General features: G+C 65.9%; 11 protein-coding genes. 7 read left to right on the top strand and 4 right to left on the bottom strand.

Annotation, left to right across the window (positions count from 1 at the left end; translation table 11 throughout):
* The 5 genes from GJ695_RS10135 to clpB all read left to right on the top strand — a co-directional run bounded on the left by GJ695_RS10135 (nucleotide 1) and on the right by clpB (nucleotide 8,917).
* Nucleotides 1–2,406: a bifunctional acetate--CoA ligase family protein/GNAT family N-acetyltransferase gene (locus tag GJ695_RS10135; protein ID WP_154364321.1), complete on the top strand. Its 2,406-nt coding sequence runs from the start codon at nucleotides 1–3 to the stop codon at nucleotides 2,404–2,406.
* 135 nt (nucleotides 2,407–2,541) lie between these two features.
* On the top strand, nucleotides 2,542–3,249 hold the full coding sequence (locus GJ695_RS10140) for a hypothetical protein (RefSeq protein ID WP_154364322.1): 708 nt from the start codon (nucleotides 2,542–2,544) through the stop codon (nucleotides 3,247–3,249).
* 78 nt (nucleotides 3,250–3,327) lie between these two features.
* A complete protein-coding gene (locus tag GJ695_RS10145; RefSeq protein ID WP_154364323.1) occupies nucleotides 3,328–5,796 on the top strand; it encodes a DUF349 domain-containing protein in 2,469 nt (822 codons plus the stop codon).
* Nucleotides 5,793–6,251 carry a molybdopterin synthase catalytic subunit MoaE gene (gene moaE / locus GJ695_RS10150; RefSeq protein WP_154364324.1) on the top strand — a complete coding sequence of 153 codons (459 nt, stop codon included), beginning with the start codon at nucleotides 5,793–5,795 and terminating at the stop codon, nucleotides 6,249–6,251. Before GJ695_RS10145 ends, moaE begins: the two co-directional genes overlap by 4 nt.
* Before the next feature lie 65 nt (nucleotides 6,252–6,316).
* Nucleotides 6,317–8,917, top strand: a complete 2,601-nt coding sequence (gene clpB / locus GJ695_RS10155; RefSeq protein WP_154364326.1) for an ATP-dependent chaperone ClpB — start codon at nucleotides 6,317–6,319, stop codon at nucleotides 8,915–8,917.
* Nucleotides 8,918–8,925: 8 nt separating this feature from the next.
* On the opposite strand, the gene GJ695_RS10160 is transcribed toward clpB, so the two are convergent.
* Both GJ695_RS10160 and GJ695_RS10165 read right to left on the bottom strand, forming a co-directional pair.
* Entirely contained in the window at nucleotides 8,926–9,843 is a 918-nt protein-coding gene (locus GJ695_RS10160) for a GGDEF domain-containing protein (protein ID WP_154364328.1), read from the bottom strand.
* A 109-nt stretch (nucleotides 9,844–9,952) separates the two neighbouring features.
* Entirely contained in the window at nucleotides 9,953–10,738 is a 786-nt protein-coding gene (locus GJ695_RS10165) for an AraC family transcriptional regulator (RefSeq protein WP_154364331.1), read from the bottom strand.
* A 91-nt stretch (nucleotides 10,739–10,829) separates the two neighbouring features.
* On the opposite strand from GJ695_RS10165, the gene GJ695_RS10170 reads away from it, so the two are divergent.
* Together GJ695_RS10170 and rraA are read left to right on the top strand one after the other, a co-directional pair.
* Entirely contained in the window at nucleotides 10,830–12,056 is a 1,227-nt protein-coding gene (locus GJ695_RS10170) for an MFS transporter (protein ID WP_154364333.1), read from the top strand.
* A gap of 36 nt (nucleotides 12,057–12,092) precedes the next feature.
* Nucleotides 12,093–12,587 (top strand): ribonuclease E activity regulator RraA, encoded by a 495-nt coding sequence (gene rraA / locus GJ695_RS10175; protein ID WP_154364335.1) that lies wholly within the window; start codon nucleotides 12,093–12,095, stop codon nucleotides 12,585–12,587.
* A gap of 39 nt (nucleotides 12,588–12,626) precedes the next feature.
* On the opposite strand, the gene GJ695_RS10180 is transcribed toward rraA, so the two are convergent.
* Nucleotides 12,627–12,851 carry a hypothetical protein gene (locus GJ695_RS10180; RefSeq protein WP_154364338.1) on the bottom strand — a complete coding sequence of 75 codons (225 nt, stop codon included), beginning with the start codon at nucleotides 12,849–12,851 and terminating at the stop codon, nucleotides 12,627–12,629.
* Nucleotides 12,848–13,105, bottom strand: coding sequence for a hypothetical protein (locus GJ695_RS10185; protein ID WP_154364341.1), 258 nt, complete (start codon nucleotides 13,103–13,105; stop codon nucleotides 12,848–12,850). The genes GJ695_RS10180 and GJ695_RS10185 overlap by 4 nt, the downstream gene beginning before the upstream one ends.
* Nucleotides 13,106–13,263: the final 158 nt, after the last annotated feature.

Consider the following 13,263-nt stretch of genomic DNA (forward strand, 5'->3'; position numbering starts at 1 on the left):
ATGAGCATCCGCAATCTCGACCGTCTGTTCCAACCGCGTTCCGTGGCCGTGATCGGCGCGTCGGACAATCCGCAGCGCATCGGCACGCGGGTGCTGGCCAATCTGCTGGAAGGCGATTTCACGCATAACGGCGGCAAGGTGTGGCCGGTCAATCCCAAGCACCAGAAACTGCATGGCCTGCAAAGCTACGCCCGCGTCAGTGGCCTGCCGGCGGCGCCGGACCTGGCCGTGATCTGCACGCCGCCGGCCACCGTGCCGGGGCTGATCGGCGAACTGGGCGCGGCCGGCTGCAAGGCCGCCATCGTCATGACCGCCGATCCGGGCCACAGCGGCGGCCGTTACATGCACCAGCCGATGCTGGAGGCGGCGCGGCCCCACCTGCTGCGCATCCTCGGCGCCGGCAGCGCCGGGCTGCAATCGCCGGCGCTGGGCCTGAATCCCAGCTTCACGCAGATGGCGGCGGGGAAGGGCAAGCTGGGTTTCGTGTCGCAGTCCGGCGCGCTGGCGACGGCGGTACTGGACTGGGCCGGCCAGCGCGGCATCGGCTTCTCGCGCTTCGTGGCGATGGGTGACGGCGTCGACGTGGACTTCGGCGACATGCTGGACTACCTGGCCGCCGACGGCGAGACGGAAGCGATCCTGCTGTGCATCGAGCGCGTGAGCAGCGCGCGCAAGTTCATGTCGGCGGGCCGGCTGGCGGCGCGCGGCAAGCCGGTCATCGTGCTGAAGGTGGGCCGCGATCCGGCGCCCGGCGCGGACCTGGTGTTCGACGCGGCGATCCGCCGCGCCGGCATGTTGCGCGTGTACTCCACCGAAGACCTGTTCGACGCCGTCGAAACGCTGGCGCGCCAGCGGCCGCAGCGCGGCGAGCGGCTGGCGGTGCTGACCAATGGCGGCGGCCTGGGCCTGATCGCCGCCGACGCGCTGGCGTGCAGCGGCGCGCAACTGGCCGCGCTGTCGCCGGAAACGCAGAAGCGGCTGGCGCAAGCCGGCGCGCCTACCGCCAATCCGGTCGACTTCCTGGCCGACGCGCAGGTCGAACGCTACACCGGCGCGGTGCAGGCGCTGTTGCAGGAGCCGCAGGCGGACGCCTTGCTGTTCCTGCACGCGCCGACCGCCATGGTGGCCAGCGATCTGATCGCCCACGCGGTGGCGCCGCTGATGCAGGCGGCCGGCAAGAACGTGCTGTCCTGCTGGCTGGGCGGCAGCTCGGTGGCCAAGGCGCGCCAGGTGTTCGCGGAAGCCGGCCTGCCGACCTACGACACGCCGGAAAAAGCCGTCAACGGCTTCCTGCAAATCGCCCAGTACCGCCGCAACCAGGAACTGCTGATGGAAGTGCCGGTCGGCGTGCCGACCACCAGCGCCGGCGAGCGCTCGGCGGCGCGCGCGCTGGTGCAGGCGGCGCTGCACGCCGGCCGCAGCGAGCTGTCGGACGCCGAGGCGCGCTCGCTGATGGCGGCCTATGGCATCGCGCTGGCCATGCCGCAGCAGGCGGCGCTGACCGGCGCCACGCTGGCGGCGGCGCGCATCCAGATCAGTCACGATCCAGTGTTCGGGCCGGTGGTGTTCTTCGGCCAGGGCGGCATCGCGGCCGATGTGGCGGCCGACCGCGCCGCCGGTCTGCCGCCCTTGAATATGGCGCTGGCGCGCGACATGGTCAGCCGCACCCGCGTCTCGCGCCTGCTGGCGCAGGGCCAGACGCCGGCCGACGCCGAAGCGCTGATCCGCACCCTGGTGCAGGTGGCCGACATGGTGGCCGACCTGCCGGAGCTGACCGAGCTCGACCTCAATCCGCTGCTGGCGATCGGCGGCAGCGCCGTGGCGCTCGGCGCGCGCATGCACCTGGCCAAGGCGCGCGGACGGCGCGCGGAACTGGCGATCCGGCCTTACCCGCAGGAGCTGGAAGAGCGGGTGGACTGGAACGGCGGGCAAATCCTGCTGCGGCCGATCAAGCCGGAAGATGGCGCGCAGCACCAGCAGTTCTTCAGCGCGCTGGCGACCGATGACGTGCGCCTGCGCTTCTTCTCCGCCATGCGCGAGCTGCCGCCGGCCCAGCTGGCGCGGCTGACGCAGATCGACTACGACCGCGCCATGGCCTTCATCGCCACCCGGCCCAACGCCAGCGGCCAGCCGGAAACGCTGGGCGTGGTGCGGGCCGTGCTGGACCCGGACAACCAGTCGGCCGAGTTCGCCATCATCGTGCGTTCCGATTTGAAAGGGAAGGGACTCGGCTACATTCTGTTCCAGAAACTGGTCGATTATTTCCGCGCCAGGGGCACGCGCGAAATCGTCGGTGACGCCTTGTCGGAAAACGGCGGCGTGCAAAAGCTGATCCGCCATTTCGGCGGCGTGGTATTGCCGCATCCGGAAGCAGGAATGGTGCGGCTGCAACTGCCTTTGCGATAGCATTCGCCGCACGGTTGAGATATATTGGGGGCATTAGCGTCATATAAAAGCGCAGGGCGGGTTTGTGCTAGCTCAAAGCGCGGTTGTCGGGAAACTTTACACTTTTACTTCCGCTACATCGCCCTGGGAGTCAGAATGTTAACCGCCACATACACCTTGGTAGCCCTATCGGTCGAGCAATCGAGCGTTCGCCTGAGTCTGCTATCGTTCCAGAAGTATGTGCGCACCACGCTCATGCAGCAGAACCGCATGACCCTGTCGCAGCTGGAATATGCTTGCGAAAATCTCAATACGCTATACCAGGCCTGTCACTGGCGCAAGACCGAGATGTATCTGATTCCGGCGCTGCGCGACGCCACCGAGCGCGCCGACCACCTGCTGGAAGAACTCAACCGCCTGAACCAGTCCGCCTTGCTGTCGATCCGCGTGCTGCAAGACAAGCTGGGTTCGCTGGCGGACGTCCGCGACGAGCAGGTCAGCGAAGTGTGCAACAGCATCGACGCCTTTTGCGCGGCGCTGCTGAAGCGGCTGGAAAAAGAAGAGCAGGAATTGTTCGCCCTGGCGCGCAACGCCATCGCCGGCGAAACCTGGTTCTCGATCGCCAACCAGTTGATGATGCACGACAAGCATCTGGATGAAATGAAACGTTCCGGCCTGCCGCCGGCCGAAGCCGCCCAGGTGGCGGCGCGGCGCCGGGCGCTGCCGGGCGGGGAGATGGACGACGGCCAGATTTCCATCCCCGGCCTGCAGGTATTGCCGATTATTAGCCTCGACGACGCTCCGGCGGCGCCGGCGCCAAGGCCCACGCGGTCCACGCCGCGTGACGATGCACTTATGAAATAACCGCCCCGTAGCGCACTAGCAGGGCAAATTTTCCCTGCGCTGCTATGATGGTGGTTTTAGCCATCACCATAGCGCACAATGTTTGATTTCCTCTTTAAGCGTGCGACCGAAGCCTCGGCCGTTCCCACAGCATCCGCGGCGACGCCGGAGCAGGACGCGGCCAGCGCCGCTGCCGCCAGCCGCCGTGATGAACAGACGCAGCGCGCCGCCGCGCTGAATGGCAATGAAGCGGCCGCGGTCGCGTTAATCCTGGAGAGTGAATTTGCCGGCGTGCGCCTGAGCGCGGCCGAGCACGTACAGTCGCAGCCGGCGCTGGAGCAGGTGCTGCACGCGGTGCGCAACACCGACCGCCGCGTCGCCAAGCTGATGCAGGGCCGGCTGGACGCCATCCGCTACCGCCAGGCCGAGCAGCAAAAAGCCCAGGCCTGCCTGGAGCAGGCGCAGCGCCTGTTGCAAGATGAGAAACTGACGCCGAACCAGGTGGCCGAACTGGATCGCCAGTGGCTGGTGGTTGCCGAAGTGCCAACGCTGGTCGATGCCTTCGCCGCCGCCCGCGCCGCCCTGGCCGCGCGGCTGGAAGCGCAGGTCAACCTGCAACGCCGCATCATCGACGCGCTGGCCGCCGTGCGCAAGCTGCCGGACAGCGGCCTGCCGACGGAAGAGGCGCTGCAAGCCCTCGAACGCCACACCGCCGACCAGGCTGACTACCAGCAGGCGCCGGAGCACAACGCCTTGCCGCGCCACCTGTTGAGCGATTACGCCCAGGCGCTGGAGCAAACGCGCGCCACGCTGACGGCGCCGCCGAAGCCGGCCGCCCCGGCCGCCAGCGCCGTCGCGCCCGCGCCAACCAAGCCGGCGCCGTCCGCCGCGTCCACATCCGCCGCCTCGCCTGACGCGCCGCAGGCCGCGGAAGCTGCACCCGCCAAACCGCCGAAACAGGCCAAGCCAGCGCCCAAGGAAACCGACAAGAAATTCCTGGAAACCATGGACGCCCTGGAGGCCGCCCTGGAACAAGGCCAGCTGCACGCCGCCGCCGAGCACGACAAATGGCTGCGCGACCACAAAACCCGCCTCAGCCCGGCGCAAACCGAACACCTGAACCACGTCCGCGCTGAACTGAAGCGTCTGGGCGACTGGGCGCGCTGGGGCGGCAACATCTCGCGCGAAGAACTGGTCAAGGCCGTGGAGGAACTGCCGGCCCAGAAGCTGGCGATGAGCGAGCTGGCCAAGAAAGTCGGCAGCATGCGCGACCGCTGGAAGCAGCTGGACGCCGTCTCCGGCCACGCGCCGAAAAGCCTGTGGGAACGCTTCGACGCCGCCTGCACCAGCGCCTACGCCCCGGCCGCCGCCCACTTCAAGCAGCTGGCCGACGAACGCCACGCCAACGCCGCCAAGGCCGAGGCGCTGATTTCCGAAACCCGCGCGCTGGGCGAATCGGCCGCCGCCGAGGGCGCCGACCTGAAGAACGTGGCCGCCGCCGGCCAGCGCCTGCGCCAGATGTGGACCCGCCTGGGCACCATCGACCGCAAGGAAAAGCGCAAGCTGGATCACACCTTCGACAAGGTGCTGGCCCACATGCTGGCGCCGCTGTCCGAGCAGCGCAAGGTGGAAGCCGCCAAGCGCGAGGAGCTGATCACCGAAGCCGAAGCGCTGGAGCCGGCCGACCGTCACACGCTGGACAAGCTGCGCCGGCTGCAGGAACGCTGGCAGGAGCAGGCCAAGGCGCTGCCGCTGGAACGCAAGGTGGAGCAGGCGCTGTGGCAGCGTTTCCGCAGCGCGTGCGACGCCATTTTCGCCAAGCGCAAGGAAACCGCCCACGCCGCCGACCACGAGCGCAAGGCGCACCTGCATGCCCGCGAGGCCATCTGCAAGGAACTGGAGGACGCCACCTTCAGCGGCGAGGACAAGGCCCAGCTGGCCGCCATCGCCAAGACGCTGAAGGATGCGGCGACGGCGTGGAACGCCGCCGGCGTCGTGCCGCGCGCCGCCGAGGTCCGCATCAACCAGCGTTACCACAACGCCGTCGGCAAGGTGCAGGCGCAGGCGGATGCGATCAAGCGCCGCGCCGGCGCCGCCCAGGCCAATGCGCTGCGCGACAAGCTGCGCCTGGCGCAAGGACTGGAAGCCGCCATCGCCGGTCCGGATGCCATCGATGTTGCGGACTGGCAAGCCAAGTGGACGGCGCTGCCGTCGCTGGGCAACGATTACGAGCGCGCGCTGCAAGTCCGTTTCAATGCCGCCGTGGCGGCCGTCGATGGCCAGCGCGCCGCCTACGCGCAGGAGCTGGAGCGCAATCGCGCCAGACTGCTGGATGAGGTGCTGCGCCTGGAAATCGTGGCTGGCGTCGACAGCGGCGCCGAGTTCGCCCGCGAACGGTTGAAGATGCAGGTGGAAGTGCTGCAATCGTCGCTGAAATCCGGCCAGAAGCCGCAGTCGGCCACCGCTGCCTATCTGCAACTGTGCGCCATGCCGGCCCTGGCCGACGCCCGTACCGCCAGCCGCATCGAACAACTGTTCCGCCGCATCGGCGCCTCGGAGCGCGCATGAGTTTGAATGAAGTCCGCATCCAGACCGAGGATTTCGATCTGTCCACGGAAGTTGCTCAACTGCGCGCGGATTATCCCAAAGTAGGGGGCGTGGTCACCTTCGTCGGCACGGTGCGCGATCTGAATGAAGGCGCTACTGTGTCGGAGATGGAGCTGGAGCACTATCCGGGCATGACCGAACAGGCTATCAGTGACATTATTGACAAGGCTCGGCAGCGCTGGCCGATTTTCAGTGCGCTGGTGATACATCGTGTCGGTCCGCTCAAGCCGAAGGATCAGATCGTGCTCGTGGCGGTCACGTCCGCACATCGCGGCGAGGCGTTTGCCGCCAGCGAGTTCATCATCGATTATCTGAAGACGGAAGCGCCGTTCTGGAAGAAGGAGCAGACGCCCGATGGCGCGCGCTGGGTGGATGCCCGCGTCAGCGACGACCAGGCGCTTAACAAATGGTTGTAGCTGCTCCTTGAAAACGCATCGCTGATCCCTATGTTAGCGATAGTTAAATATATCGGAGCAACACCATGCGTCACGACAAACTCACCACCAAACTCCAGGAAGCCCTGTCGGACTCGCAGAGTCTGGCCGTGGGCAATGACAATCAATACATCGAACCGCTGCACCTGCTGACGGCCCTGCTGAACCAGGACGACGGCGGTGCGCGTTCGCTGCTGCAACGCGCCGGCGTCAATGTCGGCGGCCTGACCAAGGCGCTGACGGCCGCGCTGGAGCGCCTGCCGAAAGTGTCCGGCACCGGCGGCAACGTGCAGGCCAGCCGCGAGCTTGGCGCCGTGCTCAACCTCGCCGACAAGGAAGCGCAGAAGCGCGCCGACCAGTTCATCACCAGCGAAATGGTGCTGCTGGCCCTGACCGAAGACAAGTCCGACGCCGGCACGCTGGCGCGCGAAAACGGCCTGGCCCGTAAATCGCTGGAAGCCGCCATCGACACCCTGCGCGGCGGCGCCAAGGTGGATTCGCAGGAAGCCGAAGGCCAGCGCGAAGCCCTGAAAAAATACACCCTCGACCTGACCGAGCGCGCCCGCCTGGGCAAGCTCGACCCTGTGATCGGCCGCGACGATGAAATCCGCCGCGCGATCCAGGTGCTGCAACGCCGTTCCAAGAACAATCCGGTGCTGATCGGCGAGCCTGGCGTGGGTAAAACCGCCATCGTCGAAGGCCTGGCGCAGCGCATCGTCAACAACGAGGTGCCCGATTCGCTCAAAGGCAAGCGCGTGCTGGCGCTGGACATGGCCGCCCTGATCGCCGGTGCGAAATACCGCGGCGAGTTCGAGGAACGCCTGAAATCCGTGCTGAAGGAACTGGCCATGGACGAAGGCCAGACCATCGTCTTCATCGACGAGATGCACACCATGGTCGGCGCCGGCAAGGCCGATGGCGCCATGGACGCCGGCAATATGCTGAAGCCGGCGCTGGCGCGCGGCGAGCTGCACTGCGTCGGCGCGACCACGCTCGACGAGTACCGCAAGTACATCGAGAAGGATGCCGCGCTGGAGCGCCGCTTCCAGAAAATCCTGGTGGACGAGCCGACCGTGGAGGCGACCATCGCCATCCTGCGCGGCTTGCAGGACAAGTATGAGCTGCACCACAAGGTAGCCATTTCGGACGCGGCGATCATCGCGGCGGCGGAACTGTCGCATCGCTACATCACCGACCGCTTCCTGCCCGACAAGGCCATCGACCTGATCGATGAAGCGGCGGCCAAGATCAAGATCGAGATCGACTCCAAGCCGGAGGTGATGGACAAGCTGGAGCGCCGCCTGATCCAGTTGAAGATCGAGAAGGAAGCCGTCAAGAAGGAAAAGGACGAGGGTTCGCGCAAGCGCCTGGAACTGATCGACGAGGAAATCGTGCGCCTGACGCGCGAGCTGAACGACTTCGAGGAAATCCTCAAGGCCGAAAAAGCCGTGGTGCAGGGCAGTACCCACATCAAGGAAGAGATCGACCGCATCAAGCTGCAGATGGAGCAGGCCACGCGCGAAAGCAACTGGCAGCGCGTCTCGGAGCTGCAATACGGCCGCCTGCCGCAACTGGAGGCGGAGCTGAAGCAGGCCGAGGCCGCGTCGGCCAAGGGCGTGTCGCTGGAAAAGAACACGCCGCCGAAGCAACGTCTGCTGCGCACCGAGGTGGGCGCGGAAGAGATCGCCGAAGTGGTGTCGCGCGCGACCGGCATTCCCGTGTCGCGCATGATGCAGGGCGAGCGCGACAAGCTGCTGCACATCGAAGAGAAGCTGCACGAGCGCGTGGTGGGCCAGGACGAGGCGATTTCCGCCGTGGCCGACGCCATCCGCCGTTCGCGCGCCGGTCTGGCCGATCCGAATCGTCCGTATGGTTCCTTCATGTTCCTGGGCCCGACGGGCGTCGGCAAGACCGAGCTGACCAAGGCTTTGGCCGGCTTCCTGTTCGACACCGAGGAATCGCTGATCCGCATCGACATGAGCGAGTTCATGGAGAAGCATTCGGTGGCCCGCCTGATCGGCGCGCCGCCGGGCTACGTGGGCTACGACGAGGGCGGCTATCTGACCGAAGCCGTGCGCCGCAAGCCGTACAGCGTGATCCTGCTCGATGAGGTGGAGAAGGCGCATCCGGACGTGTTCAACGTGCTGTTGCAGGCGCTGGACGACGGCCGCATGACCGACGGCCAGGGCCGCACGGTGGACTTCAAGAACACCGTCATCATCATGACTTCGAACCTGGGTTCGCATAAGATCCAGTCGATGGAGGATTCCGATCCGGGCGTGGTCAAGCTGGCGGTGATGGCCGAGGTGCGGTCGCACTTCCGTCCGGAGTTCATCAACCGGATCGACGAGATTGTGGTGTTCCACGGCCTCGACGAGAAGAACATCGGCGCGATTGCGCGGATTCAGCTGGCGATCCTGGAGCGTCGTCTGGCCAAGATGGAGATGACCTTGCAGGTGACCGACGCGGCGCTGCACAAGATCGCCGAGGCGGGCTACGATCCGGTGTACGGCGCGCGGCCGCTGAAACGGGCGATCCAGCAGCAGATCGAAAATCCGCTGTCCAAGCTGATCCTGCAAGGGACGTTCGGACCGAAGGACACCATCAAGGTGGATGTGACCGACGGCGCGCTGACCTTCGGCGGCTAAGCCTGGCGCTAGTGGCGGATGATGCGGTTGCGACCGTCGCGCTTTGCGCGGTACAACGCATCGTCCGCCCGTTTCAATACTTCCTCATACGAGAGATCGCCCGCGGTCATCTCGCTCAGGCCGCCGCTGATGGTGGCGCCTGGTCCCAGCGTTCCCAATTTCTGTAAAGCTTCCGCGATGCGGTGGCGCAGCCGTTCGGCGATCGGCATCGCCTGCTCGCCGTCGGTGTGCGGCATCAGCACCACGAATTCATCGCCGCCCAGCCGCGCCGGAAAATCGGTGGCGCGCAGTTCGCGCCGGCAGACGTCGGCGGTGGTGGCGATCGCCTTGTCGCCGGCCAGGTGGCCGTATTCGTCGTTGATGCCCTTGAACTTGTCGATATCGAAGATCAGCACCGAGGTCGGCGTCTTGTAGCGGGCGAACAGTTCGAAATGCTCGGTCAGGCCGCTCATCAGCTTGCGGCGATTGAACAGGCCGGTCAGCGAATCGGTCTCGCTCTGCGTGCGCAGCAGCGTTTCCAGCTTCTTGCTGGCGGTGATGTTGCTGGCGACCCACAGCACCGCCTCCTCATCCAGCACCTGGTAGTCCAGCGGCTGCACGCGGCCCTCGAACCAGATCACTTCCGCCGGGCCGTCGCCGCCGAGCCCCTTGATGTCCTCGCGCGCCAGCGGATATTCGACCACATGCAGGCCATGCGAAGCCAGTGCGATGGCAATCTGTGTCTCGAACCAGGCGGCTTTTTCGGGATTGAGTACGTCGCAGATGGACTTGCCGACCAGGCCGCTGCCGTCATGGTAGTAGCGGCTGTCAGTGCCGCCGAAGACGGCGGCGTAGCGGCCGCTGCGGGTGAGGATGAATGCCGGGTCTGGCAATGCCGCCAGCAGTGCCGCGATCTGTTCGTTTGAAAAAAGGGACAGGTCCGCCATGCGATATCGATTTTCTAATTGATCAGTTTCCACTAATGTACCGTACTTTTGTCCAAGCAAACGTTATCGGCAGAAAAAATGAAAACTTAACGAACGGTCACTATTGTTGTTAGCCAAAGAAGGTCGACGGCGAGCAGCCGAAGGTCTTCTTGAACATGGCCGAGAAGGCGGACTGGCTGGCGTAGCCCAGCTCGGCGGCCACTTGCGACAGCGGCACGCCGCTGGCGATCAGCGGCGCGGCGTGCGCCAGCCGCACCTGCTGGCGCCATTGCGTGTAGCCCATGCCGAGTTCGCGCTCAAACAGCCGGGCCAGCGTGCGCTCCGAGGCGCCGACCTGCGTGGCCCACGCCGCCAGCGTGTGCTCGGCGCCCGGTTCGGCGATCAGGGCGTCGCACAAGGCCTTCAGGCGCTTGTCGGTCGGCAGCGGCACGCGCACCGGGCGCACGGCGCAGCGCGGGATTTCGTCCAGGATCATTTCCATCAGCAGCTGCTCGCGCGGCGACTGCTCGTCGCGGTCGTGCTGTTCCAGCGCCACCAGCAGTTCGCGCAGCAGGCCGGACAGCTCCAGCAGCTTGCACTCGCCGCCGGCGAAGGGGGAACGCCCGGCGTACACCGACATCGGCCGCAGGTCCGTGTTTTCCAGCACCGTGACGCTGTGCTCGACGCCCGGCGGTATCCAGATGGCGCGCTGCGGCGGCACGATCCAGCTGCTGTGGTTGGCGTCGACGCGCATCACGCCACGCAGGGCGTAGGTGAACTGGCCCCATTCGTGATGGTGGGGCGGCAGCATGGCGGTGGCCTGCAGGTCGCGGCCGGCCATGGTCAGCGGCCGCCCGGCGCTCGGCTGGTCGTTATGCCAGTTGAAGTGGGTGTGGCTGACGATGGGAATAGGCATGGCAGAAATGCGATAAATGTTGTCGCTCTATCTTAAATCAGACCATGGCAAATTGCTTACACTTCGGCAAAACAACCACAGAGAGAGCGGTATGAACGACAAGACTTTATGGCGTCAGGACGCCCGGGTGATTGCGCTGGTAGGGCTGGCGCACGGCACTTCGCACTTTTATCACGTGATCCTGGCGGCGCTGATTCCGTGGCTGAAGCCGGAATTCGGCCTCAGCTATTCCGAGCTGGGGCTGCTGATGACGGTGTTCTTTGTTGTCTCCGGCGTGGGGCAGGCGATGGCCGGCTTCGTGGTCGACCGCCTCGGCGCGCGCACCGTGCTGTTCAGCGGCATTGCGCTGCTGGGCGTGTCGGCGGTGCTGCTGTCGAGCGCGCACAGCTATGTGCAGCTGATGCTTGGCGCGCTGGTGGCCGGCTGCGGCAACAGCGTGTTCCATCCGGCCGACTACACCTTGCTGAACCAGCGCGTGTCCAAGGCGCGCCTGGCCCATGGTTTTTCGGTGCACGGCATCAGCGGCAATATCGGCTGGGCGCTGTCGCCGTTGTTCCTGACGTTCGTGGCGGACCGCACCGACTGGCGTACCGCGCTGCTGTGCGCCTCGCTGCTGCCGCTGGCCGTGCTGGCGCTGCTGGTCTGGAATCGTCATGCATTGCGGCCGGAACCGGCGGCGCTGCCGGCGGCCGGCAGAAGCGTTGGCGCGTCCGATGCCAGCGCCTTCGGCTTCCTCAAGCTGAAGGTGGTGTGGCTGTGCTTTGCCTTCTTCCTGATTTCCGCCGTGGCGCTGGCCGGCATCCAGACTTTTGCCGCGACCAGCCTGGTCAGCCTGTACGGCATGTCGCTGGGTACGGCGACGTCGGCCTACACCTGCTTCATGTTTGCTTCGGCGCTGGGCATGGCGTATGGCGGCTTCCTCGGTGCCGGCAGCCGCAACCATGACCGCATCATCATGCTCGCCTTCGGCACGGCGGCGGTGCTGGCGCTGGTGCTTGCGGCGGCCGTGGTGCCGGCGTGGATGGCGGTGGTGCTGATGGGACTGATCGGCCTGGTGACCGGCATCTCCGGTCCGTCGCGCGACCTGATGATACGCGGCGCGGCGCCGGCCAATGCCACCGGCCGCGTGTTCGGCGTCGTGTATTCCGGCCTGGACAGCGGTCTGGCGCTGGGTCCGCTGCTGTTCGGCGCGCTGATGGATGCGCACCATCCGGCCGGCGTGTTCGTGTTCATCGGCATCTTCCAGGCGCTGGTGATCCTGACGGCGGTCGGTGTCGGCAGCAACACCCGCGTGGCCGTGGCGCCGAAAACCGCATAGAATTAAAATTATTTCAACAATGCGAGAGGGACGACCATGAGCTTTGCCACCACCGATTTATGCGACGACCACGCCAACCTGCTGGACGACGGCCGCCTGGCCGCGCTGCCGCCGGTGTTCCGCCACTACGGCCAGCGCGTGCGCTTTTCCGGCCGCGTGGTGACGCTGAAGGTGCATGAAGACAATGCGATGGTGCGCGCCATGCTGGAAACGCCGGGCGAGGGCAATGTGCTGGTGGTCGATGGCGGCGGCAGCCTGCGCCGCGCGCTGGTCGGTGGCCAGCTTGGCCTGCTGGCGCAGGACAACGGCTGGGCCGGCATCATCGTCGATGGCTGCATCCGCGATACGGATGAACTCAACGCCTGCGACATCGGCGTGCGCGCGCTCGGCGCGCATCCGCAGAAAAGCAGCAAGAAGGGCGTGGGCGAGCGCAACCTGCGGGTGCACATCGCCGGCGTGCCGGTCAATCCCGGCGACTGGATTTATGCCGATGCGGATGGGGTGCTGGTGGCGCAGCAGAAGCTGGCCTAGGAAAACAGCCGCGCCGGACTGGGCGCGGCTGTCATGCTGTTACGGTTGCTGTTGATGCTGTTGCAGATGGCGGCGCAGGCGCTGCTGGAATTCCTCGACGTCATCGACCGTGGTCAGGTCATCGTCGACTTCCACCATGTGGGTGGCGTGGCCGGGCGCGAACGATACGGTCGCCTCCACGCCATCCTTGTTTTCCGTCAGGTTGTGGCCCTGGACGGCGCCCAGCACGTTGCCGTGCACGTCCGTTACGATGGTCATCTTCATGACATACCTCCGCCTTGCAGGTTGTGGAAGCACCCGCCGACACCCTGGTTGTGGATGGCGACGAAGTACGTGGCGTTGCCGTTGTTGTCCTTGGCCTTGCGCTGCTGGTCGGCCAGGTGCACGGCGCCCTGGTTGGGCGTCTTCACATCCGCCGAGGCGAACTGGGTGCCACGGTCGCCGCCATAGGTGTAGCTCCAGAACGCGGTTTGACCAGGCGCCAGGAAGGTCAGCGGCCCTACGTTGTTAAAAGCCATAATCTCCTCCATGAAAGTATGTCGCGCCAGCGGATGCCGGCGTGGCAGTTCCATCTTAGTCAGCTGACATCGCCACACCTTGATGCAAACGATGTGCGCGCTTTTTTGGTCGCCGGCGCGTTCTGAGGGATAATGTCGGATTGAATCAATCAGGATCA

The sequence above is a fragment of the Duganella alba genome (assembly GCF_009674495.1).
GTDB lineage: Bacteria > Pseudomonadota > Gammaproteobacteria > Burkholderiales > Burkholderiaceae_D > Rugamonas > Rugamonas alba.

Coding starts and splice junctions, on each gene's coding strand:
- GJ695_RS10135 (WP_154364321.1), top strand. CDS start 1: ATGAGCATCCGCAATCTCGACCGTCTGTTCCAACCGCGTTCCGTGGCC.
- GJ695_RS10140 (WP_154364322.1), top strand. CDS start 2,542: ATGTTAACCGCCACATACACCTTGGTAGCCCTATCGGTCGAGCAATCG.
- GJ695_RS10145 (WP_154364323.1), top strand. CDS start 3,328: ATGTTTGATTTCCTCTTTAAGCGTGCGACCGAAGCCTCGGCCGTTCCC.
- moaE (WP_154364324.1), top strand. CDS start 5,793: ATGAGTTTGAATGAAGTCCGCATCCAGACCGAGGATTTCGATCTGTCC.
- clpB (WP_154364326.1), top strand. CDS start 6,317: ATGCGTCACGACAAACTCACCACCAAACTCCAGGAAGCCCTGTCGGAC.
- GJ695_RS10160 (WP_154364328.1), bottom strand. CDS start 9,843: ATGGCGGACCTGTCCCTTTTTTCAAACGAACAGATCGCGGCACTGCTG.
- GJ695_RS10165 (WP_154364331.1), bottom strand. CDS start 10,738: ATGCCTATTCCCATCGTCAGCCACACCCACTTCAACTGGCATAACGAC.
- GJ695_RS10170 (WP_154364333.1), top strand. CDS start 10,830: ATGAACGACAAGACTTTATGGCGTCAGGACGCCCGGGTGATTGCGCTG.
- rraA (WP_154364335.1), top strand. CDS start 12,093: ATGAGCTTTGCCACCACCGATTTATGCGACGACCACGCCAACCTGCTG.
- GJ695_RS10180 (WP_154364338.1), bottom strand. CDS start 12,851: ATGAAGATGACCATCGTAACGGACGTGCACGGCAACGTGCTGGGCGCC.
- GJ695_RS10185 (WP_154364341.1), bottom strand. CDS start 13,105: ATGGCTTTTAACAACGTAGGGCCGCTGACCTTCCTGGCGCCTGGTCAA.